We start from the raw sequence: 25,378 nt of genomic DNA, 5'->3' as shown, positions 1-25,378 counted from the left end.
AATAATAAGTGGTTTTAAAATATCCTGCTGTTAACTTATACAAGATATAGTTAGCGGTATGGATAACATATAATGAGGAGGAGTAAAATGAGTAATAGAGTATTAGGTTTAAATAAGAAAGGTTCAATCCTATTTGATAAGGATAAGCAAATATTTCATCTTAATGCTAAGGATACAAGCTATATAATGCAAATAATGGATGGTGGCTATTTAGTCCATCTTTACTGGGGAAAAAGAATAGGAAGTTATAATGCTTCAAATGAAGTTCGATTTTTGGATAGGGCATTTTCACCTAACCCTAATCCTTCAGACAGAACATTTTCACTTGATACATTACCACAAGAATATCCTGCTTATGGTAACACTGATTTTCGTTCTCCTGCCTATGAAATTCAATTAGAAAATGGATCAACTATAACTGATTTGAGATATAAGTCACATAAAATAGTTAATGGTAAGTCTAAACTTGAAGGATTGCCTGCAACTTATGTGGAAAGCGACGAGGAAGCAGAAACATTAGAAATTGAATTGGAAGATAAGGTAATTGGGCTTAAGGCTATTTTATCTTATTCTGTTTATAGAGATTTCAATGTTATAACTAGATCAGTAAAATTTATAAATTGTGGGACTGAAAAGTTAAAAATACTTAGAGCTTTAAGCCTAAATGTTGATTTTAGAGATGCAGATTTTGATTTTCTTCATCTTCATGGAGCCTGGGGAAGAGAGAGGCACATTGAAAGAAGTCCTTTAATTGTTGGTACACAATCAATAGAAAGTAGAAGAGGTGCCAGCAGTCATCAGCAAAATCCATTTATTGCTCTTTTAAGAAAAGATGCCAATGAGGACTTTGGTGAGGTGTATGCTTTTAATTTAGTATATAGCGGTAATTTCATAGCACAAGCTGAAGTTAATCAGTTTAAGAATACAAGGGTATCTTTAGGAATTAATCCTTTTAATTTTTCTTGGCTCTTAGAATCTGGGGAGTCTTTCCAAAGTCCAGAAGTAGTGTTGGTATATTCAAACGAGGGCATTGGAGATATGTCAAGAACCTTCCATAACTTATACAGAACAAGATTATGTCGTGGTAAATATAAACATGAATCCAGACCAATTTTAATTAATAACTGGGAAGCTACTTATTTTGATTTTAATGCTGAAAAACTAGAGAAAATCGCTAGTACTGGTAGAGATTTGGGTATAGAGCTTTTTGTATTGGATGATGGTTGGTTTGGTAAAAGGGATGATGACACAAGTTCACTAGGAGATTGGTTTGTTGACAAAAATAAACTTCCTAATGGTCTAGAAGATTTAGCTAACAGAGTAAATAATTTTGGTATGAAATTTGGATTGTGGTTTGAGCCGGAAATGATTTCAGTGAATAGTGATCTTTATAGACAACATCCAGATTGGTGTCTGCATGTACCAAATAGAAATAAATCAGAAGGCAGAAACCAATTAGTAATTGATTTTTCTAGAGAAGATGTATGTAATGTAGTTACTAAAATGGTTTCAGATATTTTATCAAGTGCTCCAATTTCATATGTTAAATGGGATATGAATAGACATATGACTGAGATAGGATCAGCATTACTTCCTGCAGAGCGTCAGAGGGAGACTGCACATAGATATATGCTTGGGCTTTATAGTGTTTTAGAAAAGATTACATCATCCTTTCCAGATATACTATTTGAAAGCTGCTCTGGTGGAGGTGGAAGGTTTGATGCAGGAATGTTATATTATATGCCTCAAACTTGGACTAGCGATAACACAGACGCTGTATCCAGATTAAAAATACAGTATGGAACAAGCCTTGTATACCCAATTAGTTCCATGGGATCCCATGTATCAGCAGTACCTAATCATCAAGTTCACCGCTATACTCCTCTAGAAACCAGAGGACATGTAGCTATGTCCGGTAACTTTGGTTACGAATTAGATTTAAGTAAATTGTCACAGGAGGAAAAAGATACTATAAAAGATCAAGTTAAAATGTATAAAGAAATTAGAGATATTATACAATACGGTGATTTTTATAGACTTTTAAGTCCTTTTGATGGGGATGATACAGCATGGATGTTTGTTTCACAAGATAAAAAAGAAGCACAAGTATTTTACTTTAAAGTACTTGCAGAACCTAATGAGATATTAAAGATTTTAAAACTAAAAGGTCTTAATCCAAACTTAACATATAAGATAAATAATGATAAATGCTTCGCAGGAGACGAATTGATGTACGTAGGAATCAATGTCCCAATTCTTAAAGGCGATTTCCAAAGTGTTGTTTTAAGTCTTAAGGCAGAGGAAGTTTGATATATAAAATCTAGAAAATAGTATACAGAAACCTAGCAATTGAATTATTGCTAGGTTTCTATCATATATTGTTAACTAAAGTTAAGAGTTCCATACCTATAGGTACACATATATTAAATTTAATTTATACGTAGGGATATGCTGCCAAAACTGAAGGCACATTTAAAAACTTTTTATCAGTCTTAGTGAAGTGTTTTTAGAAAATCTTAGGAGCTTTGATATGGGTGAAAGCCTAAATGGCTTTCACCGAGCGACTTATCAATGGTAATTGATAAGTTGGTCCGGACTGAGGTACGAGTTTATCAAAGTTTCTTATAAATTTATTATGAAACTACTCTTCCTTTCGTCAGAGTAGTAAGCGATTCGCACAAAATCACAGATTTTGGCTCTCTGCTTAAAACACGAACTTTAGACTGATTAAAAGTTTTTAACGTGCCGAAGTTTGGCAGCATATTCCGGAGTATAAGTTAAATTTCGGGCATGAGTGACTATAATCTGCAAGCTGTTCCTTATAAGTACCATAAATCAATTAAGCATGTTTTTCTTCATTAATGGATCTAAGTCCTTCTTCTCAATAACAGGCAATCGTATAATAAAATTTGTTCCTTCCCCAGGTACACTTTTAACCTTCACTCCATAATCATCATCGAAAAATAGTTTTATTCTTTTTATTATATTACTTACTCCATAACCCTTGGTAACATCCTTATAAGAAGTAAGACTACTTAGCTCATCAACAATATCTTTATTCATTCCCATTCCGTCGTCAGAGACTAAAACTTCTACTATGTTATCTTCTATATAAGCACTTACTACTAGAGTCCCTCTTTTTTTCGGTTTTATGCCGTGTATGATAGAGTTTTCTATAACTGGCTGCAAAAGAAGCTTAAGTGTATATAAATCATATATGGCTTCATCAATATCAAATATAATATCAATATCAATAGAGTACACATATCTCATTAAATCCACATATGTTCTTGCCATGTCTACCTCTTCTTTAAAGGTGCATATAGTTTTTCCTTTACTCAAAATTCCTTTGTAGAAGCTTGAAAGGTTATCAGAAACTGACCTTATCTCATAATTTCCTTCCTTTTTAGCTGTGTAGCTAACCATAGCCAGCGTATTATAAAGTAGGTGAGGGTTTATCTGCTGTTGAAGCAGCTCTAGCTTTACTTTGTTAATTATTAATTCAGACTCATATTTATCTTGAATTAATTTATTAATTCTTCCTACCATTTTATCAAAGCGTCTATCTAGTTGTCCTAATTCATCATTTCCTTGAAGCGTTAGATTAGTTTTTAAGTTATGTTCATCAATCATATTTGCTTTCGTTACAAGTATTTTAATTCTTTTAGTTATGATAGAAGCTACTTTATATGCAATAATAACACATAATATAAGTGCTATTACTGCAGAGGCTGTAGTTATGAAAGTCAGCAATTTTGTTTTGTTAGTTATTTGCTCGATTGGTACTAAGTACAGTATCTCCCAGCCCGTAGTGCTAGATTTAAAGCGGCCAACTAAAAAATTTTTATTGTTTATAGAAACTCTGTTAGTACCATCAGATAACTTTAGCTTTTTTAAATCATTAAGATAAGTACTGCCGCTACCTACTTTTACTATGCTATTGTAGTTATGATCCATATAGAAAACAGTATCTAGTTTGTTACGAATATTTAGATTTATTACATCTTCAATTCTTTGAACAGGAATATAAACCTGAAGGAGACCTTTTATTTTTGAATCTTGAAAATGTACAAGTCGTCTACTTAAAGAAATATATGGTACGCCATCAATAGTCTCTACAGATTGCCACTTAAAAGTTCTTGTTTCAGAGGAAAATTGCTTATACCAACTTTCTTTTTCAACAATGCTGAGAGGCTTCGTTTGTCCGCCGAACATATCAGAGATATTATTATCTAGATATAGTCTGTATTTAATGTTGCCTCCATAATAATATGAATTTTTCATTTCAGGATATTTATTATCATTTTCAATATACCCACACAACAGTTTTATTTTTTTATCTACATCAGCAGCCTCTCCTATAGTAGTAACTTCAGTATCCATTATTTTTTGCATTTCATCACTCATAAAAACAAGGTTTGTTCTGTCCATGTATATCTCAAAGAAAGAATCAAGTGCTCGATTTAATTGATCCATACTTTGGGTAATATAAGCCTCTTCACTGTCAATAAGATATTTCCTTGAAAAATAAGCGGACATTATGCCCACAAATAATACAGCTAAAATTATTAGAAAAGAAAAAGATACTATGAGCTTATTTCGTAAAGTTATATTATTAAAATGCTTTATTAGAATATCTTTCAGTAATCTTAGCTTCATGATGTATGCCTTTCTCTATATTCCTTAGGAGTCAAGGAGGTAAATTTTTTAAATACATTACAAAAGTATGCAGTGGTACTAAAGCCTAAAGCTTCAGATATGGTATATATTTTATTACGTATATCCAAAAGCATTTCCTTGGCTTTCTCTATTTTCAGCTTAGTCATATAATCGGCAATAGTTTCTCTTGAGGTTTGTTTAAAAACATAACTTAAATAGTTTGGGCTATAATGAAGTTCAGCAGCAATGGTATCTATACTTATACCTTTCATATAATTCTTTTCAATAAATTTTTTTATTTCTTCTGCAATTAGGGTATTTTTATTGTTTACTTTACTTAATAAACTATTGTTTACGGATATAAGTAGGTTTTCTATCCAATTGTGTGCGTCAGCTAGAGTTTCAAATTTAGATAACCTTTCCCATACTAAATTTTCATCTTCAAAAATAATGTTTAAGCTTTCATTATTTTCACTATGTACAAAGATTACACATACCACTATAGAAAAGCAGAGATTTCTAAGGTGAATTTCATCTAGTACATGGGAGTTGGCTCTAAGTAGATCATCAATATATTTTTTTATATCTTTATCAGTTCCGGAATTAAGTAAAAATTTTATATCCTTTTGCATGGTATTTAGATCTATATCTTTGCTTTGTAAGGCGCTTGGAATGTCTTCCACATTTAATATCTTTCCATTTCCTAGAATAAATTTGTGTCTCATTATATATGTACATTGTTGAAAAAGAGTTTTAACTTCTGTTACAGTGTTGCACTCATTACTAATAGATATGGTAATACTGATATCTGATAGTTTGAATTCATTAATCACCATATTTGCAAACTTTTTAGATTTTTCATATACTTTATCATAAGTATCACCGCTAACAGTATATACAAAATGTGAATCATCCAGTCTTGTAAAAGGGAATCCTTCAAGCTCAGTAGAAATTTCTTTAAGTTTTTCGTAGACTTTAATTGTAAAGAGCTGTTTTTGTTCTACTGTTTTGTTTTTCGTAATTCTTTCATAATCATCAATTTCTATATAAACTAGTTTAAAGAAGCCCTGCTGAAGTTTAACTCCTAAATATTCTTTTTTGTCCCATATATTTTCTTCATCCATAACTGAACCATAGAGTATATCTTTAATAAAGTTATCTATGAGTTGGGGTTTGCTATTTTCAAGGAGTTTCTTTAATTCATCATACTCTTTTTTTAACCCTGTCTCATTAGTAATGTCTTTCATGGTTTCTTTCAGACATTTTAGCAGCTCATCTTTATCTAAGGGTTTTAATATATATCCATAGGTATTTAAATAGAGAGCTTTTCTGGCATACTCAAACTCATCATACAATGAACAGAAAATAATTTTTGTATTAGGAAATTTTACATTGATGTTTTTAGCTAATTCAAGTCCATTCATGAAAGGCATTTCAATATCACTAAGTATTATATCAACTTTGTTTTCAGTAATAAACTCCACTGCCTCTACACCGTTTTCACATTCACCAACTATATTAATATCAATGTCTTCGAAAGAATCAAGCAAATCCCTAAGATTTTTTCTATCCACTTCAAAATCATCTACAATTAACAAATTAAACATTTTTTCACCCCTAAATAAAAGTTTAGACTAAATTTTGTTATGCTAGTTTAAATGTCTATATGAAGCATATTTTGCAAACCACTTTTCCATGTCTGATTTTGCTTCGTTATATTTTCCATATTTAATAAATAGATCATACTGTTGGTTCCAAGAGTTTTCAAATTCAGCTTCATTTTTTGCGCTAAGGATTTTAGCAATTCCATTGCTTTGAAATTCGTTCCAGAAATATATGGAGGTAGTAGAAGTATTTATATTACCGTCACCATAAGAAACTATACCCTTAGTATCATATCCATTGATGGCTACCTGTCTGTTTGCCATGTATTTATCAAGTTTTATAGGGTAACTCTTTCTGCTGTCATAAGGATTGAAGTCAGCCATTACAGGAGCACATACAGCTGCCTTAGCAGTAAAAAAGGTAAGTTCAGAAGAATTTACCGATGGACACCACAAACCGTAGGTTTCAGGACCTTTTTTTCCAGCTTTTGTTCCATTTATAAGAGAATCTGCAATTTGAGGATCTTTAAAAACTTTATTTCCTTCATGTATCTCCCAGAGGTCCGAACTTTCTGGTCCCCAGGTAAGGAGATCTATACCTTCATCAGAATAAAACCAATCAAAGTATTGGGTAAGTCTCTTAATATCAGGAAAATCCTTTCTAATAAGCCACCTATAGAAACCAGGTTGAAAGGTATCATAAAATCCTAAGTTAGCATTCTTTTTTGGTAAGGGTATAAATCTTATTTTATAATTAGAATTTATTTTGTGCATGGAATTTACAGCACCATTAATATCTGGAATGGATATACCCACCTTTACTTGTCCACTAGCAATTTTTTGTTGTAGTTGTTCATCATTCTGTAAAAGAAATGACTTATCAATAAGTCCTTCTTGGTACATTGTCCACAGCATATGCATCCATTGCTTTGCCTCCTGAGTACCAAGAAAGCCAGATACGTTACCAGAAGGATCAATACGCCATTGACTATAATCAAACATAGATCCTAAATGGAAGGTACTCCAAGCCGTACTGGAAAAAGGAATGGAATTTGTATCTCCTTTTTCTATACTGAGAGACTTAACTTTCCTTAGAAAATTAAGAAATTTATCTGGAGTGTCTATAGCTGGATCAATGTTGTATGCATCAAGAGGTGCTTTCTTTCCTATATCCATATACTGTTTGGCAATATCATCTAAAGGAGTAAACTTATAACCAAGCTTTGAAAGCACATCTTCTCTAACCCATAATGCATGCATATAAGGTAAATTAAGTGGATCATCCTTATATTTAGAATCGAGAGGAGTGATTTTAATTTGTGGTATTTGATATTTTTTTCCGTTATTCATATATCTATACCACATGTCCTGTGGAAAGTATTTGTTTAGATTTTTCATATCTCCTATGTATTCTGTAAGATCAGCAAATTTTCCAGTAGAAACAGCGTAATCTGCCACATCTTCTCCAGCTACAAGAACATCGGGAATATCGTTTGCTGCTATGAACATATTTAGTCTATCTTTTGTTGATGCTCCAAAACTAGGTGAAACAATTTCCTTCACCTTTATATTAAATTTATTTTCTATGTATTTAGTTACAAAATCATTAGGATTGTCTACAGCATATTTGGGTGCAGTAGATAGACCAAAATATACTGAATACTTTAGTATTGGTGGACTTGATTTTGATAGGTTATGAGAGGGTTTCATATTAATTTTGTAGAAAGTAAGGATAACCACAGTTAACGCAATAGAAAAGATTAAGATTAAACGTTTACGAGAATTCTTATACATATTTATTGCTCCTTTCACTTATGCGTTTTTATTATAGAAGAATAAAGAAATTAGTATATAATCACACCAATATAAAATGAAACTTAATTTTAGTAAAATTACATTTAAGTTTACTAAATTAAGTAAGTTGTCATTTATTATATTAACTGAATTTTATTAATGCATCAAGTAGTGTTTGTAAAACAATTTTAAGCCAATGATAGCTTAATCTTTAATATAAAAGCTATCATTGGCTTATATTTAAATTATGTGGGTAGATATTGGATAAATATGGTACAAATATGGTACAACATTAGATGTTAAAATAAGCTTAATAATTGATGTGTTTATAATATAGGAGGAGAAACATGGTTACTTCCGAGTTTATGACCAGCAGAAGAGATGGCTATGAAATGATTCAGTCTAGTAATCTAAAATGGTCCAGTGAACTTCGATTACAGGGGCTGCTTTACATGTTTCTTTCCGAATTAGTTGAAAATGCAGATAGATCAAACTTTACAAAAGAAAATCAATGAGATTGGTATATAAAAAAGGCTATACAGTTTATTGAAATAAATTAATATGCTAATTTCATAGTTTTATTAGCTGTAAGAATAGTTATAATAAGTTTGTTATTATAATTTATCCGATGACTACCCGCTCTAATACTCCCATCTTTATAAGAATCAGGTGGGGGTTAAATGCCTAAATGGCATTTAACGGGCAGTTTGCTCATGGTAATCATCTATAAGAAACTGCCCCGGAGTCGTAAGACAAACCCCATCTGATTCAAGTTTTACTTCATTTACTAAAATTTTACTAGTTGCACTATTGAATATTTACTAAAATTTTGCTAAACTAACATTGAAGTATAAAACGTTTTCTTGATTTAATAAGCTTTAGTAAATTATAAAAATATATTTATATTGAAAGTGGGGATTAGCTGTGCCAATAATTTTTAATGATAAAACAAAGGAATTTCATTTATACAATGGTGAAATTAGTTATATCTTTACTGTTATGAAAAACAACCAGTTAGGTAATTTGTATTTTGGAAAAAAGGTAAAACACAGGGATTCTTTTGAACATTTATTTCAAACTGAACCCCGTGCTTTAACAGCTTGCGTTTTTGAAGGAGATCATTTTTCTCTTGATCATATTAAGCAGGAATATCCTTCTTATGGCAGCACTGATTTTAGACAACCTGCCTATCAGATTTATCAGGACAATGGCAGCAAAATTACAAATTTTGAATACAAATCACATGAAATATTTAAAGGTAAGAAGCAGCTAAAGGGTCTTCCAGCAACTTATACAGAAAGTGATGATGAAGCTACAACCCTTGAAGTAACGCTGTATGATTCTGTTATTAATGCTGAGTTAGTATTAAGCTACACTGTATTTGAACACTATGCTGCAATAGCAAGAAGTGCAAGATTTATAAATCATGGTGAGGAAAAAATAGTACTTACCAATGCTATGAGTGCCAGCATAGATTTTCCTGATGATCAGTATGAAATGCTTCAACTATCTGGTGCCTGGGCTAGGGAAAGACATATTAAAACTAGAGCACTACAGCCGGGTCTTCAATCTGTATATAGTGCAAGAGGGGCAAGCAGTGCCAATCATAATCCATTTATAGCTTTAAAGCGTCCAGAAGCTACTGAAAATCAAGGAGAGGTTCTTGGGTTTAGTTTAGTATACAGTGGTAATTTTCTTGCACAAGCAGAAGTAGATGCACATAATCTAACAAGAGTAACTCTTGGAATTAATCCTTTTGGGTTTCAATGGGTACTTTATAGTAAAGAAGAGTTCCAAACACCTGAAGCTGTTATTGTATATTCAGATAAAGGCTTAAATTATATGAGCCAAACTTATCATAAATTATATAGAACAAGACTTGCAAGAGGACAATGGAGAGATAAAGTGAGACCTATACTTATTAATAACTGGGAAGCAACTTACTTTGATTTTAACGAAGAAAAAATTCTTGATATTGCTGAGACTGCTAAAGAATTAGGAATAGAGTTATTTGTACTTGATGATGGATGGTTTGGAAAGAGAGATGATGATAAATCTTCGCTAGGGGACTGGTTTCCAGATAAAAGCAAGCTGCCAAATGGTATAACAGGGTTGGCAAAAAAGATAGATGCCTTGGAATTAAAATTTGGACTTTGGTTTGAGCCAGAGATGGTAAATAAAATCAGTGAATTGTATAAGAATCATCCAGATTGGATTATAAGTACTCCAAATAGAAGAGTTTCTCATGGAAGAAACCAATATGTTTTAGATTATTCACATCCGGAAGTAGTAGATTATATTTATGAGCTCATGGCTAAAATATTAAGAGAAGCACCAATCTCATATATAAAGTGGGATATGAATAGATATATAACTGAAGCTTTTTCGGCTAAACTAACTGCAGAGAGACAAGGAGAATTTTTCCACAGGTATATTTTAGGTGTCTATAGCTTATATGAAAGATTAATCCTTGAATTCCCATATATTCTTTTTGAATCATGTTCTAGTGGTGGAGCTAGATTTGATCCAGGAATGCTTTATTATGCACCTCAAACTTGGACAAGTGATGATACGGATGCGGTGGAAAGATTAAAGATACAATATGGAACCTCAATGGTTTATCCAATAAGCTCCATAGGTTCTCATGTATCCGCAGTTCCAAATCATCAGGTTAAGCGTATCACTCCTATTGAGACTCGTGCAAATGTGGCTTATTTTGGTACCTTTGGATTTGAGTTGGATTTAAATAAGCTTACAGAAATTGATAGGCTAAAAGTAAAAAATCAGGTTGAATTCTTTAAAAAACATAGAGAACTTATACAAAAAGGTATATTCTATAGACTTGTAAGTCCATTTGAAAAGGATGGAAATACAACTTCATGGATTGTGGTTTCAGAAGATAGGAAAGAAGCAATAGCAGGATACTATAATGTGTTAAAAAGACCTAATCCAGGATTTGATCGAATTAAACTTACTGGCTTAGATTCTGAGAAGCAATATAGAATTAATTCAGAAGATGGACTATACTATGGTGATGAGTTAATGAATATAGGAGTACTTCTAAATGATAACTTTACAGGTTGCATAGTTGACATATTTAATATGGAAAGCGGAGACTTTTATTCGAGAATCTTTGTTCTTAAAGAAGTAGAATAGTAAGCTTGAAAATTAGTAAAAGATAAACACTATCAGTTTATTAAAATTCAATAAACTGATAGTGTTTTTATATATACCTATAACTTAAATTTAACTTATACGTAGGGACATATTACCAATGTTGAAGTCACATTTAAATATTTTTTATTAGTCTTAGCGAAAATTTGATAAAAAATCTTAGAACTTTAGATATGTTTGAGCATAGCGAGTTTATCAAAGTTCTTAGATTTTTATCAAATTTAAGCTTTAGACTAATTAAAAATATTTAACGTGACGAAACATGGTAATATGTCCTGGAGTATAAGTTAAATTTCGGGCATGCTTATCTATAACGATTTGAAATTAAAAGTATTTAAAATAGGCGTCAACTCTAGCTACAAAAGTAATTTCTCCAGGTAATATAGGAGTAGAAGCTGAAAAAACTTTTATCATTGATGAGTCTTCAGAGGTTGGAATTAAGCTTTGTTCAATAATTTTATAAGGAGTTTCATAAAGATTTACACCTAAAGTGTTTCCAATATTTCTGCTTTTTACTACAGCTTCTTTTATTGCTGAATTTAATGCTTTGTTATAATAGAAGGAAGGGTTTTCTACGGTAAATCTTATATTGCCTACGTTATTTGCTCCCTTAGCTACAGAGCTATCAATTATTTGTCCTATTGTTTTTAAGTCTGTTATTTTCACATTCAAAGTATTTGTAACTCTATATGCCCTAAATACTTGTCTACCTTCTATATAATCATATTGAGGTTCAATGCTATAGGATGCTGTACTTATTTGATTTCTAGTCACATTCATTCTATATAACTCATTTATAACATTTAGTGATATAGTAGTATTTTCTGATTGAGCAGTTTCCAAGCTTTTATTTTCTGTTATAATTCCTATATTAACAATAGCTATATTAGGTTCTGCCTTTATGATTCCTGTACCATTTATCTTAATTATACCTTTTTGTGCATTGTAAATGTTAACTGTGTTGGAATTAAAATAAGGGTAATTCATCATAAAATTTATATCCTTTCCTAAAGCCTTCATAATAATATATTTATATGAAGGCTTTAACAAAATAAATACAGATTGTTAGTTGATATAGTATTTAGTGTATGTTAGGATGATTTATAAAGGAAATTTTTATGATAAAACTTATGGAGGTATAAAAATGGCAGATATAAGATATGAAATAAGAGAAAACTTGGGTAATTTATCAGAATCACCAAAAGGTTGGAAGAAGGAATTAAACCTTATAAGCTGGAATGACAAGGAGCCAAAGTATGACATAAGAGACTGGGCTCCTGAACACGACAAAATGGGTAAGGGCGTTACACTTACTAAGGAAGAATTAAAAGAACTAAGAGATATTTTAAATAGCATAGAACTATAGAATTTTTGAAAGAAATTATTAATAATTTTAATAATCTATGCATGTGTAGTATAGGGGGAGGAGATGCATATATGACTTTCTTTTTATATCTATCTTGTATAATATCATTTCCATTGGTTATTTTTTTGTTTAGTTTGCAGAGTAATAAGTTAATTAAAAAAAACCTTAGTGACAAATACACATTGAAGATTATGTTAAAGTTTATAGTATTTGATGCCATAATTGCAGGTATATTAATAGTTATAATAGTGTTTGTTTCACCTTTTTTAATATGGACTTTAGGCACAAAGGAATTGATGGTTGAAGACAAAATATTACAAGTTAAAGATATTGATCCTATTTCCACATCTGATAAGAAAATATACGTGAAGGAATCCTCTACAGATAATAAGAAAAGTTATACTATTAATATGTCTAATAACTTAGTATATCTTGATAGTAATTCAGCAGAGATAATAGAGTCAGATTCAATAAAGGATCCTGAATATATGTTAGTAGCTCAATATAAAATTAATGAATTAAAAAGTGATAACATAATTACAAGAAATGTTAATGATATGTATGCTAATATAAATCTGGAACAAAGTAAAGCAGTCTTTATAGGCAGTAAGGTGAAAATATATGTACCAAAAAACTCTGTAGAAAAATAAAAATACACTTTAAACCATTTTTAAAATAGTCATAGTAAATAGATCCAGACTGGTAACTATAAGTTTTATCAGTCTGACCTTCTTGTAATCAAATCTTGAAGATTTCCAATTAACTTTCTTTTTTTACCTATGGAAGCTTTCAAATCTATAACTTCCTTTTCTAAGTTAGAGTTTTTACTCTGAATATCTTTTAATTCTATATTTAAGACTTGAAATTCCTTAATTTTTTCCTGTTTTATTGTAATATACATGCTATCTATAGTTTTTTTACGTTCAATAAAGAAATCACAGTATTTTATCATAGATAACATTAGTCTTTTTAGTATTTTTAAAAATTTTATTATTGCTAAGTATATCTTATTCATTTTGACATCCTCCATAATGTTATTTTATACTAGGTTTAGGTATAGATACAAGGAGAAAACTATGAAAAATAAAGACAAATTCTTATCCAAGTATATAAAAGCTTATAATGAGTTTAAAAAGAAGCAGATAGCTGCCCTAGATAAAAAGAAGATAAATATTGAAAGTAAACTAAAAGAGGAAATAATCAAGTTTAACAAACTCTCAGAAATGAAAGAAACACTTAAAAAGGAAAATGACAGATATGATGCAACCTATAGCTCATTGATAAAAATATTAAAATCTCGAGGTATATTGTTTACAATACCTAATAATAATTTTAATATTAAAGAGTGGGACAATCTGTTTATTAAAAATATTAATGGTTTGTATGTGTTAGTTAATAAAAATGAAGATTTATTATATGCAATTAATGAAGAATACAGTGATGTAGTAAAGTATATAATTAATAACTATTCCTATAGTGTAGTAGTTATAAGAAAAGATGCACATTTAATAAAGATACAATTAAGGGTCTTATGAGGCAGGCTAGAATATTTTAAACATTGTATGGGAATGGTAACATATTGTAACAGGAATGTCTTTAACTATGTATAGAAAACTTGGCAAAATACAAGTTATGTAATAAATAGACCTGTCAAAGACTGTAAGTAGATTTGTGCAAATTCAAATCTATTTACAGTCCCTGATATATATGTATAGATTATGTATAAATCGGTCCTTATAAAATAATTTTTTAGTCTATGCTTTCTTTTCTACAATATTATTGTCAAACTTTTGAACAGCTGAAGATATACTAATCAATTTGTTATTTGTATCTTCAATAGCATCACCAGCTTTGTTAATACTTTTTATAAGTTCACCTTCGCTACTCATTAAATCATAAACCTTTTTTTCTATTAGTTTATTTGTTTCTCTAATAATATCATAAGTATCTTCTTCAACCTTATTTAAATATATGAGTGTATCTGGAATTATATCTTTTTGAATCAGCAGTGGGGAATATTGCACAATGAGCGAAAGTCTGATGCAGCAACGTTGCGTAAGTGATGAAGGCCTTTGGGTTGTAAAGCTTTTTCTTTTGAGACCATAATGACGGTACCAAAGGAGGTAGCCACGGATAACACTTAGAGTAAAAATTTAATATAGTTTCACTAATACTATACTTATAACTCTTCTTGATTTTTTATTTAAGAAAGTTATAAGTAAGATATATTTTTAGATAACTATTGCATATTTATTTACAAATACATTATGGATTTATGATAACTAAATATGAAGATTATGCATATGCTATTACAAACTTAAAGAATTGGGAGTCGAATATATAATCATAAATCCTTTATTTTGTATGATAATCAGGGTTGATACAGAAACTGAAAGATTATAAAAGCATTTTATCGAAAAAAATTTTATTAAGATACTTTAAAAAAGTCATTTATTTTTATAAGTATTTAATGTATAATTATAAATGTCAAAAATTTATTTAATACTGGGGTGTGTAAATATGTTTAGTGGAATTGGAGAAAAAAGTATTAAAAGAGCTGAGACTCTTTTGCAGGCGTTACCATATATTCAAAAATTTTATGGTAAAACTATAGTTGTTAAATATGGTGGAAATGCAATGATAAATGAGGAATTAAAATGTTCCGTTATTAAAGATATAGTTATGTTAAATTGTGTTGGAATAAACGTGGTAGTAGTACATGGTGGAGGTCCTGAGATAAATAATATGCTAAATAAAATTGGAAAAGAGGGAAGATTTATCAACGGACTTAGGGTAACTGATAGAGAAACTATTGATATTGTACAGATGGTACTTGCAGGGAAGGTAAATAAGGATATAGTTGCTCTAATTAATCAAGTTGGAGGAAAGGCTATAGGCTTATCAGGAATAGATGGAAACTTGCTAATAGCAGAAAAACTTCAATGTGATGGGGAAGACCTAGGATATGTAGGAGAAATATGTACCGTAAATGAAAATATAATACAACATAATTTGAATGGAGGATATATACCAGTAATATCAACTGTGGCGCTGAACCAAAACGATGGACAAGTATATAACATAAACGCTGATTATGCTGCAGCCAAAATAAGTGTGAAGCTTAATGCAGAAAAATTAATACTTCTTACTGATGTTCCAGGGATCTTAGAAGATGTTAATAGACCTGAAAGTTTAATAGAAGAAATTGATGCAGATCATATAAACTATCTTAAGGAAAGAGGAGTAATAAAAGGAGGTATGATTCCAAAGGTAAATTGCTGCCTAGAAGCAGTAAGTGGCGGCGTAGGTGGTGCACATATTATCGATGGTAGACTTCCTCATTCTATACTTTTAGAGGTACTTTCAAAAGAAGGTGTTGGTACCATGATAATTAATAAAGAAATAATTTCTTAATATATATATAAACAGATACAATTTATATTTATAACAAATTCAAAAGCCAGTGCTAAAAATATTAAGCTCTGGCTTCAAATTTACAAAGAAATTTATATCCAAAATATCGATACTCTAATTTTGACACCTATCTCTCAATAGGTGGGTGTTCTCACAAATGTATCAATCGCCCTCAATGCCGTAAAAGGACTCATAAGAAGGTACATATCCACATCTAGATATTGAACTCCCGAAAATTTAATGTAGGTTCAAAATAAGAGCTTAACGAATATTTCAGAACTTATAATTTACCCGATGACTACCCGCTCTAATACTCCCATCTTTTTCAAAGTGGTCGTAAAGAGCGCTACGTCCATGGATTCGTTCAGCTAGGAATCAGATGTGGTTAAAACCCCATCTGATTCAAGTTTCACTTTATGTATATCGTGCACCCCGTGTCGACAATAAGGCTACCAGCGTTATAGGTCTAGTTAGCTCAAATCAGGTTTATCCACGGCACACAGAAGTGTTCACTTACCGCTGCTTCCTTCCAGACCTGACGGTTTTCATGAATTTCTGCTGCATGGGACCCAGTTCTCAACACCACTTTGACCAGACTGTCCTAGCAGACTAAAGCCTATACGAGGAATTCAACCCTGCTATAGCGGATTGCAGGTTACAGGGCACCGCTAACTCCCCATCTAGCACGAAAAGATATTCATTAAGAATAACTATCGTCTTTCGATGTTATTATGATAACACATTTAAAGTTACACTACAAGGGTTATTTATATAGAAAATTATATAAAAACATACAAAAATATGCTTATTTTTCTTATAAGAAAACAGAAAAAGCAAATACCATAATAGTTTTTTAATAAGGTACTTGGGTCAAATTTAATACTCATATAATATTAAATTCATGGCATAAAGTTATAAACACAAGAAGTGATTCTGGAAATGGTTAGTTGACACTCATTATGTATGTTACTATAATGAATGTTGTATATAACATATATTTATAATAACTATAAGTATTTGTTATAGAAGTGCTTTTATATATTAATTATATTTATAAGGAGGAGATGTTAGTGTCTCAAAATTTAGGAAGTAGTAGTTCAGCAGAAAAGGAAATAGTTAAAACCACATCAAACAATTATGCAGTTTTTGCAGCATTATTTTTTATTATAGCTATTGTAGGTCTTTTTTATGTAAAGTGGAATCCGTACTATAATAAAGCATTTGTAGCAGCTACTAAGCATTCAATTGGAGCATCTATAGTATCAGGTAAGTTGGCAGCTGCACCAGTTCCATCTTGGTCTGCAGCTTGGGGATATGTAGTTAGTTATTTTAATGCAGTATGGAAAGCAGTAATACTAGGACTTTTGTTAGGCTCACTGGTACAAGTTTTAATACCTACACAATGGATAAAGAAGGTACTAGGAAGAAAGAATTTAGGTAGTATAGTTTTTGGTGGGGTAACAGCTCTTCCTGGTATGATGTGTTCCTGTTGTGCTGCACCAGTAACTGTAGGCTTAAGAAAGCGTTCAGCTTCTGTTGGAGCTTCAGTAGCTTTCTTTTTAGGTAATCCCGTATTAAATCCAGCTACTATTATTTTTATGGGGTTTGTTCTTTCATGGAAATTTGCTATATATAGAGTAATAATAGGTGTTATCTTAGTTTTTGGACTAGCCTTTGTAAGTAATAATTTAGTAAATATAGACGAGGCAGAGGATTCACTTATATCACCTAAAGAATATGCTGAAGACAGAAGTACTATATTTTCAAGATGGATGAAGGCTCTAGGACAGCTCATTATAGACACAATACCTGCATACTTAGTAGTAGTTTTACTCTTAGGAGCTTTTAGAGCTTATCTGTTCCCTGTACTTAGCTCAAGCTGGTCTAACAGTGTTCTAGCAATAATTTTATTAGCTATTACTGGAACTTTGTTTGTTATTCCTACAGCTGCAGAAATACCAATAATACAAACTTTAATGTCTTTTGGTATGGGAGTAGGTCCCGCAGCAGCATTACTCATGGTTTTACCAGCAGTGAGTCTTCCGTCATTACTTATAGTAAAACCTGCATTTCCTAAACGTATATTATTGTTTCTTCCAGTAGCAGTGGCTGTAACTGGTATAGTTAGTGGACTTATAGCTCTGATAATTTTCTAAAAAAATGATAACATCTAAGCCAATTACATTACTGCTTAGATGTTATCATTTTTAATATTATTGTATTATCCATAGTATAGGTTACAAGGTCATATCTTAACTTATTCATCAACTTTATGTTTTTAACAATGTTGAATTTTCAATGGTTTATAAAATACTTTTTACCAGTAAAAAACTTGAATAAGTTAATTTTTAAGTTTGGAAACCTATAGATAGTTTACTCTAAAGTTTAATTTATCATGATTTCAATTTTCCACTCTTAATATATAACGTATACTTAGAATATTAATATTTTCTGTTAAGTTGGCAAATTAGCTAAGTTTACTTTTACAGTAAACTATCTATAGAATTCCGTGGTTAAAATTTAACTTATATGTAGGAATATGTTGCCAAAACTGATGGCACTTTTAAAAACTTTTTTATCAGTCTTAGTGAAGTGTTTTTAGAAAATCTTAGGAGCTTTGATATGTTTGAGGTACGAGTTTATCAAAGCTTCTTAGATTTTCAAAAACACAAACTTTAGACTGATTAAAAGTTTTTAACGTGCCGAAGTTGGCAGCATATTCCGGAGTATAAGTTAAATTTCGGGCATGGGTATCTATATTATACACCTCTTTTGTTTGGATCCCAGATAACTTTATGAAGCTGCAGTTGTAAGGTTACTCCATTCATGTTATTGGTCTTCATAAATTCTACAATACTATTCAAATCAATTTTTCCAAACACTGGACTAATATATATACTAGTTTTATCTATAAGATTATGCTTATCTATTATGTATTTGGCCTTTTGTAAATCCTCATTGCAACCGCATACAAATTTAACTGTATCCTTAGAAGTTAAATATTTAAAGTTATCTAGTGCCATGTTATGCTCCATGTTGCTTGAGGGAAGCTTATAATCCATAGTAAAGCTTGGAGGATTTTCTATATTAGAAAACTTACTTAATGAGATACTGCCATTTGTTTCTATTTCAACATGAAGATCTGCATCTTTACAAAGCCTTTTTAATAGTTCTATTATTCCTTCCTGAAGCAGTGGTTCTCCACCAGTCAAAGTGATATTTTTAACCTTTGTAGATTTTATATAATCATATATATCTCTCAATGACATTAATTCATAAAACACATCTTTTTTATTGGCCCAAGTGGTATCACAATAGCTGCAGTCTAAATTGCAACCTGCAAATCTTATAAATACGGCTAGTTGTCCACATAGACGCCCCTCTCCATTTATGCTAACAAATTTTTCAACTACTTTAAAATTCAATTTAAACTACCCCACTTTCTTCATACACAGCACTGTTAGAAGGGGTTTCATAAACTGTAGCTCTTTTAACGCTATATCCTTTATCCTTCATTACTTTAAAGAAGAAGGCTGCAAAGTTCTCCGCAGTGGGTCTAAAATTAACCTTAATCACTTTAAATCCATCCTGTTGTATACAATTTAATGTTTCAGGGCGCATAGTACCTTCTTGTATAATTAAGCTGTGGTCATAGTAATCTACCATATCTTTAACATCTCTTTTTAAATCACCAAAATCTATTACCATACCCTGAAACTCACCGTCTTTTATCAGCGTTTCAGATTGCACTTCAATTTCTACTTTCCATCTATGTCCATGGATGTTTCCACATTTACCTTTATATCCAGCAAGAAAATGAGCACTATCAAAGCTATGCTCTGCTTTTAAAATATACATGTTATGTCCCCCTAAAATTACTTGTGTAATGTGCCAGTTTGAAACCTATACTATAAAAATTCATAGTATTTTCTAAAATTAAAAAAGGGCAGAGACTGCCCTTAAACAAAAAACTACCTAACTGGGTAGTTATATCCTAGTTTTGTTTATAGACAGGATGGTCACGAACTGTCTTTATCATGTTTTTAATTCCTTTATATTTTAATATATGTTAAGGAGTAAGTCAAACTAATATTTTTATTCTTTTATTCATAAAATATTTTTAAAATGTACATAAATATGTAATAGTTCTGACACATTATAGTAACAATTACTGTGTATAATAATAATTGTACTAAGATTTAAAGTTTAAAGAAAAGAAAAAATAAGAATGAGAAATATAATAAGTCCCCCTTATTATATATATATGTTTTGAAATAAGTACTAGTAGCGATGCTAGTACTTATTTCATTTGAAAATGATTATTAACAATGAAATAAACTTATATTCATATTTTAGTAACACAATTTATTTATGTAACTTTGCATATAAAGAGAATGTTGAGTGATACTAAAAGATAAAAACCAGAGAGTAAAATCTCCCTGGCATAAAGAAGATATCAATTGTATCAACGTCATAACAATATTTACACTGTTTATTAACAGTAAACATCATTAGAGGATCTGAATCCAATGATATAGCCTTTATAAACATAGGATACGTAAAATTCCATATATTATGCTGGTAAATAAAGTATTTGCTATATATTATTAACTTGTATATTGCAGTTTTAAGAGGTAATATTATGTCAAAAATAATTATATAGTATAAGTATTTTATATGGTATCATATAAGCTGCTAGTACATTGATAAAGATTAGAAATTTAAGAGAACTTAGTATATATTACTAGTTTAAGTAAAAGAACAGGAGTGAAAGAACTTGTTTGACGTAAATGATAAAATAATAAGAATGAATTGTACTGCAGGGGTTTATGAGAGAGGGCTTCAGTGCTATACCAATGAACAGATAGATTACATGGATGTAAATGTAGAAGATGACCTTGGGGTTAAAAAAACTATGATTTCAGCAATTGTAAAATCATCTTCAAACTTTTTAAAAAAATATGAGGTAAGAGTTGGTTTTACAGATCAGCGTCCATTAATGAGTTTTTATTGCAATTGCAAAGCATACTCAGATCATTATAATTTTAATAGTCCATGCAAACATATAGCAGCGGTACTAATAAAATACTCTAAAGAAAAAAATCAAATGCAAAAAAGTATCAATGTAAAAAGAAATAATAAATTAATTCAGCAGTTAAAGGGAACTCTTTTGGCCTCTGCGCCTAAAGTAGAAACAAAAGCTTTAAATTTAGAATATAAGCTTCAGGTAGAAATAGGATATGACAGTTCTGTATACCTTGAATTAAAGGTAGGAGAAGATAAGCTCTATGTAGTAAAAAACATGAGAGAGTTTATTGAAGCAGTAGAACATCAAGATACACTACAGTTTGGTAAAAACTTTACATATAATCCACTTACTCATACATTTAGAGAAGAAGATAAAGTTATAATAGATATTTTAAGAGATATATATGAAACTGAAAAAACAGCAGAAAACTTAACAAGGTTTGGAGAAAGATCAGTAAGGCTTTTTAGTGGTAAAAAAGCTTACGTCACAGAAGGTAATATGGGAAAATTTTTTAATGCTCTTGGACATAGAAGTATAGATTTAGTTATAAATAACGACAGCTTTTTAGGTGTTAACATTGTAAAAGAAAGACTTCCACTAGAATTTAAGCTTAATACCAGCGGAAGTCAAATAATTTTGCAGCAGACTTCAAAATTGCCTATTCCACTTACTAAAACTGGCAAATATTTTTACTACAACAATAGTATATATGTGCCAAATCCACAACAGATCAGAACCTATATACCTTTATTTAATACCTTTTCAAAAAATAAAAACACTAAAATTACCTTTAGTGAAGATGAAAGTGTAGAATTAGCATCATATATAATTCCAGCACTAAAAAAGATAGGTAATAAGGTAGAGGTACATAAAACTCTTAAAAATAAGTTTCATGAAGAGCCTTTAAAATCTCTTATTTATTTTGATAAAGATAACGATGCTGTAATAGCTAGGGTAATATTTAAATATGGTGATACGGAAATTAATGCTTTAAAAGATACTAAAGAAAGAGAAGATGAAAAAATTATTATTAGAGATATAGAAGGCGAGGCATCTATAGTAAATACTTTATTATCTTATAACTTTGAGAAAGGTAAAGATAACTTTATCATAGATGAAGAAGAAGAAATTTTAGATTTTGTAGCTAATGGTATTGATAAGCTGCAGGAAATAGCTGAAGTATATTACTCAGATTCCTTTAAGAATATAAAAATATATACTTCAAATAGCTATAAGTCTAGTATTAAGCTTAATAATGAAGATTTACTAGAATTTACCTTTAATATTGAAGGAGTAGATAGACAGGAATTAAAAAATGTATTTGATGCCTTAAAACAGAAGAAAAAGTATTATAGACTTCAAAATGGAGGGTTTATACCTGTTCAATCTAAGGAATTACAGCATATGTCAGATATGTTGGATTACCTAAATATAAAAACTTCTGATTTGGAAAATGATAAAGTTATTCTTTCTAAATATAATGCAGCCTATATGGATTCAAGTTTAAAGGATAACAATATAACCTTTGTGGAAAGAAACAAAAAATTTAGAGAACTTGTAAATAATATAAAGGATATAGGAGATATAGACTATACCATACCTAATAACTTGGATAACATAATGAGAGGATATCAAAAGTTTGGTTTTAAATGGTTTAAAACTCTCGCTAATTGTGGATTTGGAGGTATACTTGCAGATGAAATGGGCCTTGGGAAAACTCTACAAACTATAGCATTTATAACTTCAGAGGTATCTAGAGAAGGAGATAAATACCCATCTTTAGTAATATGTCCTACATCTTTAGTATATAATTGGGAAGATGAAATAAAAAAGTTTCAACCGGAACTTAGTTGTTTAGTGGTGTCAGGTAGTAAGGATGAAAGAGAAGAGCAGAGGAAGAAAATAGAAGAAGCGGATATTGTTATTACTTCCTATGCACTTATTAAGAGAGATATAGATGAATACAAAGATATTAAATTTAATTACTGCTTTTTAGATGAAGCTCAAAACATTAAAAATCCAGATTCTTTAAATGCTCAAAGTGTAAAGAGTATAAAGGCAAGGGGGTATTTTGCGTTAACAGGTACACCTATTGAAAATTCATTAACAGAGCTATGGTCAATTTTTGATTATATTATGCCAGGTTACCTTCTAAACCATAGAAAATTTGTTCAAAAATATGAAATTCCAATAGTGAAAAACGGAGATAAGAAAGCTCTTGAGGAATTAAATAAGCATATTAAGCCCTTTATTTTAAGAAGGCTGAAGAAAGATGTCATTAAGGAGCTTCCTCCTAAGATTGAGCACAACATGATAGTAGACATGACCGATGAGCAGAAGAAAGTATACGCAGCGTATCTTCAGCAAGCTAAGGAAGAAGTAAATGATGAAATTAGAGATAAGGGCTTTAATAAAAGCAAAATAAAGATATTATCTATACTAACAAGGCTTAGACAAATATGCTGTGACCCTTCTACCTTCATAGAAAATTATACTGGAGATAACGGAAAACTTGAAGCTTTAATGGATATAGTAGAAAACAACATAAATCAAGGACATAAGATACTTCTTTTCTCGCAGTTTACTTCCGTATTAAAAAATATTGGGCAAAAGTTTGAAAGTCAAGGAATAAGGTATATGTACTTAGATGGAAGTGTAAAAGCAGAAGCTAGAGGTGATATGGTTAAAGAATTTAATCAGGGGGAAGTCCCTATATTTTTAATATCCCTTAAAGCTGGTGGAACAGGGCTTAATTTAACTTCAGCAGATATAGTTATTCACTTTGATCCTTGGTGGAATCCAGCGGTAGAAGAACAAGCTTCAGATAGAGCACATAGAATTGGCCAGAAAAAAACAGTAGAAGTTATAAGGCTTATTGCTAAAGGAACCATAGAGGAGAAAATTTATAAGATACAGGAAAGAAAGAGGGAAATAATTAATAACGTAGTCAACGAAAACCAGGGAGAAGAAATATTGCTTTCTAACATGAATGAAAATGAAATAGAGGAGCTGTTTACAAACTGTTAACACCATAGTCATAAATTAGTAATTAAGTTGTAATTAAGTTGACACAGATAGAGGATAACATATATACATAAAGTTATTAAAATATTTAAAGGAAAAATGGAGGAGAATAAAAATGAATAGGGAAAAATTAATGAGTAAAGTAATCCCTGCAATAGTAGCTGGAAGTGTTCTTTTATCAACAGGGACTCTAGTATTTGCACAGAGCAGTACAAAAGAGGCAAAGTCACAAACAGTACACACACAACATCTAAAAGAGAATTTTAAGAACTCCACAGAGAATATTAAAGCCGAACTTGATAAATTAGTTAGTGCATCCACAATTACTCAGGATCAAGAAAATAAAATATTAGATTTTATAAAACAAAAAGGTGAAGCAGCAAAAGTAGAGAGAGAAAAAATAAAGAATTTAAGTGAAGCAGAACGTCAAGCTTATTTTGCTAATAAATCAAAAGAAAAGCCTAATTTAGCAAATGAACTTGTAAGTGCTGGAATTGTGTCACAGGATCAGGCTAATGCTGTGGTAAAAGCACTTCATCCAGGAAACAAGGGTGCTAAAGGATCTAATGAAACCATTAAAGCTAAGTTTGACAAATTAGTTAGTTCATCAGTTATTTCTCAAGACCAAGAAAATAAGATATTAGATTATATAAAACAAAAAAATGATGCGAGAAAAGCTGAAATGGATAAAGTAAAGAATATGAGCGAAACAGAACGTCAAGCTTACTTTGCTAGCAACCCAAAACAAAAAACTGATTTATTAAGTGAACTTGTAAATGCTGGAATTATATCACAAGATCAGGCTAATTCTATTAAACAAACTATGCCTGAAGTAACTAAGTCAGGTAATGGATATAAAAAAGGGGTAAATAAAGATAAAACTAAAACTGACACCAATACTAATTCAGCTAGTACTAATAGCTAAAACTGAATGTAAAAAAGACATATGAAACTTCAAAAGTGTCATATGTCTTTTTGTTTATAATGATATTTTATCATATAATAATGTATATTTTGTAAATGGAAACAAAATATCAGAAAGTGATTATATACTAATCAGCATTTGTGAAAAACACAGAGAATACATATTAGTAACTGAAGATAAAAAATACTTCAAGTTGTAAAACTCATATTAGATTCTTCTAGAGTTATAAACTTTGAAAAATTTACAGATGAGTTAAATAAGCTGAGTCTTTTATAAAAAGAAATATTCTAATGTATATCTTTAAAAGTTACGCATGTATGGTAAAATATTTATGTGCAAGAATATTTTATAAATTTATACTATGTTATAGCAATATATTTTTTTAAAAA

General features: G+C 30.5%; 18 protein-coding genes, 2 other RNA genes and 1 other annotated feature. Of the genes, 10 read left to right on the top strand and 10 right to left on the bottom strand.

Annotated elements, in window-relative coordinates; translation table 11 throughout:
* The first annotated feature begins 87 nt into the window (after positions 1–87).
* Positions 88–2,310, top strand: a complete 2,223-nt coding sequence (locus tag HGI79_RS09075; RefSeq protein ID WP_185650400.1) for an alpha-galactosidase — start codon at positions 88–90, stop codon at positions 2,308–2,310.
* Between the two features lie 525 nt (positions 2,311–2,835).
* Here HGI79_RS09075 and HGI79_RS09070 read toward each other — a convergent pair.
* From HGI79_RS09070 to HGI79_RS09060, 3 genes are read right to left on the bottom strand one after another with little or no spacing between them, the layout of a single operon-like run.
* Positions 2,836–4,659, bottom strand: a complete 1,824-nt coding sequence (locus HGI79_RS09070) for a sensor histidine kinase (protein ID WP_185650399.1) — start codon at positions 4,657–4,659, stop codon at positions 2,836–2,838.
* Positions 4,656–6,266 (bottom strand): response regulator, encoded by a 1,611-nt coding sequence (locus HGI79_RS09065; protein ID WP_185650398.1) that lies wholly within the window; start codon positions 6,264–6,266, stop codon positions 4,656–4,658. The genes HGI79_RS09070 and HGI79_RS09065 overlap by 4 nt, the downstream gene beginning before the upstream one ends.
* 42 nt (positions 6,267–6,308) lie before the next feature.
* Entirely contained in the window at positions 6,309–8,057 is a 1,749-nt protein-coding gene (locus tag HGI79_RS09060) for a hypothetical protein (RefSeq protein ID WP_185650397.1), read from the bottom strand.
* Between the two features lie 347 nt (positions 8,058–8,404).
* Here HGI79_RS09060 and HGI79_RS09055 point away from each other — a divergent pair, with 347 nt between their 5' ends.
* Positions 8,405–8,572 carry a hypothetical protein gene (locus tag HGI79_RS09055; protein ID WP_185650396.1) on the top strand — a complete coding sequence of 56 codons (168 nt, stop codon included), beginning with the start codon at positions 8,405–8,407 and terminating at the stop codon, positions 8,570–8,572.
* Positions 8,573–8,981: 409 nt separating this feature from the next.
* Positions 8,982–11,213, top strand: coding sequence for an alpha-galactosidase (locus HGI79_RS09050; protein ID WP_185650395.1), 2,232 nt, complete (start codon positions 8,982–8,984; stop codon positions 11,211–11,213).
* A 342-nt stretch (positions 11,214–11,555) separates the two neighbouring features.
* On the opposite strand, the gene HGI79_RS09045 is transcribed toward HGI79_RS09050, so the two are convergent.
* Entirely contained in the window at positions 11,556–12,251 is a 696-nt protein-coding gene (locus HGI79_RS09045) for an SIMPL domain-containing protein (RefSeq protein ID WP_185650394.1), read from the bottom strand.
* Between the two features lie 124 nt (positions 12,252–12,375).
* Between HGI79_RS09045 and HGI79_RS09040 the strand changes: the two genes are divergently transcribed.
* Both HGI79_RS09040 and HGI79_RS09035 read left to right on the top strand, forming a co-directional pair.
* A complete protein-coding gene (locus HGI79_RS09040; RefSeq protein WP_185650393.1) occupies positions 12,376–12,597 on the top strand; it encodes a YdbC family protein in 222 nt (73 codons plus the stop codon).
* A gap of 71 nt (positions 12,598–12,668) precedes the next feature.
* The gene (locus HGI79_RS09035; protein ID WP_185650392.1) at positions 12,669–13,247 is read left to right on the top strand and encodes a hypothetical protein; all 579 of its coding nucleotides are present in this window, start codon (positions 12,669–12,671) and stop codon (positions 13,245–13,247) included.
* A gap of 68 nt (positions 13,248–13,315) precedes the next feature.
* Here HGI79_RS09035 and HGI79_RS09030 read toward each other — a convergent pair whose 3' ends face one another.
* Positions 13,316–13,612: a hypothetical protein gene (locus HGI79_RS09030; RefSeq protein ID WP_185650391.1), complete on the bottom strand. Its 297-nt coding sequence runs from the start codon at positions 13,610–13,612 to the stop codon at positions 13,316–13,318.
* Between the two features lie 61 nt (positions 13,613–13,673).
* Between HGI79_RS09030 and HGI79_RS09025 the strand changes: the two genes are divergently transcribed.
* Positions 13,674–14,132: a hypothetical protein gene (locus HGI79_RS09025; protein WP_185650390.1), complete on the top strand. Its 459-nt coding sequence runs from the start codon at positions 13,674–13,676 to the stop codon at positions 14,130–14,132.
* 219 nt (positions 14,133–14,351) lie between these two features.
* Here HGI79_RS09025 and HGI79_RS23215 read toward each other — a convergent pair whose 3' ends face one another.
* Entirely contained in the window at positions 14,352–14,486 is a 135-nt protein-coding gene (locus tag HGI79_RS23215; RefSeq protein ID WP_278046697.1) for a hypothetical protein, read from the bottom strand.
* Between the two features lie 81 nt (positions 14,487–14,567).
* Positions 14,568–14,770, top strand: a sequence feature (16S ribosomal RNA rRNA prediction is too short).
* 347 nt (positions 14,771–15,117) lie between these two features.
* On the opposite strand from HGI79_RS23215, the gene argB reads away from it, so the two are divergent.
* A complete protein-coding gene (gene argB, locus HGI79_RS09020; RefSeq protein ID WP_185650389.1) occupies positions 15,118–16,011 on the top strand; it encodes an acetylglutamate kinase in 894 nt (297 codons plus the stop codon).
* Positions 16,012–16,102: 91 nt separating this feature from the next.
* Here argB and ssrS read toward each other — a convergent pair.
* Both ssrS and ffs read right to left on the bottom strand, forming a co-directional pair.
* A non-coding RNA gene (ssrS, locus tag HGI79_RS09015) (6S RNA) lies at positions 16,103–16,294 on the bottom strand.
* Positions 16,295–16,434: 140 nt separating this feature from the next.
* Positions 16,435–16,700, bottom strand: an RNA gene (gene ffs, locus HGI79_RS09010) — signal recognition particle sRNA large type.
* Between the two features lie 381 nt (positions 16,701–17,081).
* On the opposite strand from ffs, the gene HGI79_RS09005 reads away from it, so the two are divergent.
* A complete protein-coding gene (locus tag HGI79_RS09005; RefSeq protein WP_313885194.1) occupies positions 17,082–18,167 on the top strand; it encodes a permease in 1,086 nt (361 codons plus the stop codon).
* Positions 18,168–18,770: 603 nt separating this feature from the next.
* On the opposite strand, the gene queE is transcribed toward HGI79_RS09005, so the two are convergent.
* Entirely contained in the window at positions 18,771–19,436 is a 666-nt protein-coding gene (gene queE, locus HGI79_RS09000) for a putative 7-carboxy-7-deazaguanine synthase QueE (protein ID WP_185650387.1), read from the bottom strand.
* A 1-nt stretch (position 19,437) separates the two neighbouring features.
* Positions 19,438–19,869, bottom strand: a complete 432-nt coding sequence (queD, locus tag HGI79_RS08995; RefSeq protein ID WP_185650386.1) for a 6-carboxytetrahydropterin synthase QueD — start codon at positions 19,867–19,869, stop codon at positions 19,438–19,440.
* Between the two features lie 949 nt (positions 19,870–20,818).
* On the opposite strand from queD, the gene HGI79_RS08990 reads away from it, so the two are divergent.
* The gene (locus tag HGI79_RS08990) at positions 20,819–24,067 is read left to right on the top strand and encodes a DEAD/DEAH box helicase (protein ID WP_185650434.1); all 3,249 of its coding nucleotides are present in this window, start codon (positions 20,819–20,821) and stop codon (positions 24,065–24,067) included.
* Positions 24,068–24,179: 112 nt separating this feature from the next.
* On the top strand, positions 24,180–24,989 hold the full coding sequence (locus HGI79_RS08985; RefSeq protein WP_185650385.1) for a hypothetical protein: 810 nt from the start codon (positions 24,180–24,182) through the stop codon (positions 24,987–24,989).
* The last annotated feature ends 389 nt before the right edge of the window (positions 24,990–25,378 follow it).

This window comes from Clostridium sp. DJ247, assembly GCF_014231265.1.
Note: the sequence above shows the minus strand (reverse complement) of the source record. Positions and strands in the feature narration are given on the sequence as shown.

Excerpts from the sequence above, each read along its gene's own strand:
- HGI79_RS23215 (WP_278046697.1), bottom strand. The coding sequence starts at position 14,486 with ATGAGTAGCGAAGGTGAACTTATAAAAAGTATTAACAAAGCTGGTGAT.
- HGI79_RS09055 (WP_185650396.1), top strand. The coding sequence starts at position 8,405 with ATGGTTACTTCCGAGTTTATGACCAGCAGAAGAGATGGCTATGAAATG.
- HGI79_RS09030 (WP_185650391.1), bottom strand. The coding sequence starts at position 13,612 with ATGAATAAGATATACTTAGCAATAATAAAATTTTTAAAAATACTAAAA.
- HGI79_RS09025 (WP_185650390.1), top strand. The coding sequence starts at position 13,674 with ATGAAAAATAAAGACAAATTCTTATCCAAGTATATAAAAGCTTATAAT.
- HGI79_RS09075 (WP_185650400.1), top strand. The coding sequence starts at position 88 with ATGAGTAATAGAGTATTAGGTTTAAATAAGAAAGGTTCAATCCTATTT.
- HGI79_RS08985 (WP_185650385.1), top strand. The coding sequence starts at position 24,180 with ATGAATAGGGAAAAATTAATGAGTAAAGTAATCCCTGCAATAGTAGCT.
- argB (WP_185650389.1), top strand. The coding sequence starts at position 15,118 with ATGTTTAGTGGAATTGGAGAAAAAAGTATTAAAAGAGCTGAGACTCTT.
- HGI79_RS09070 (WP_185650399.1), bottom strand. The coding sequence starts at position 4,659 with ATGAAGCTAAGATTACTGAAAGATATTCTAATAAAGCATTTTAATAAT.
- HGI79_RS09045 (WP_185650394.1), bottom strand. The coding sequence starts at position 12,251 with ATGAAGGCTTTAGGAAAGGATATAAATTTTATGATGAATTACCCTTAT.
- HGI79_RS09040 (WP_185650393.1), top strand. The coding sequence starts at position 12,376 with ATGGCAGATATAAGATATGAAATAAGAGAAAACTTGGGTAATTTATCA.
- HGI79_RS09065 (WP_185650398.1), bottom strand. The coding sequence starts at position 6,266 with ATGTTTAATTTGTTAATTGTAGATGATTTTGAAGTGGATAGAAAAAAT.
- queD (WP_185650386.1), bottom strand. The coding sequence starts at position 19,869 with ATGTATATTTTAAAAGCAGAGCATAGCTTTGATAGTGCTCATTTTCTT.
- HGI79_RS09035 (WP_185650392.1), top strand. The coding sequence starts at position 12,669 with ATGACTTTCTTTTTATATCTATCTTGTATAATATCATTTCCATTGGTT.
- HGI79_RS08990 (WP_185650434.1), top strand. The coding sequence starts at position 20,819 with ATGAATTGTACTGCAGGGGTTTATGAGAGAGGGCTTCAGTGCTATACC.
- HGI79_RS09060 (WP_185650397.1), bottom strand. The coding sequence starts at position 8,057 with ATGTATAAGAATTCTCGTAAACGTTTAATCTTAATCTTTTCTATTGCG.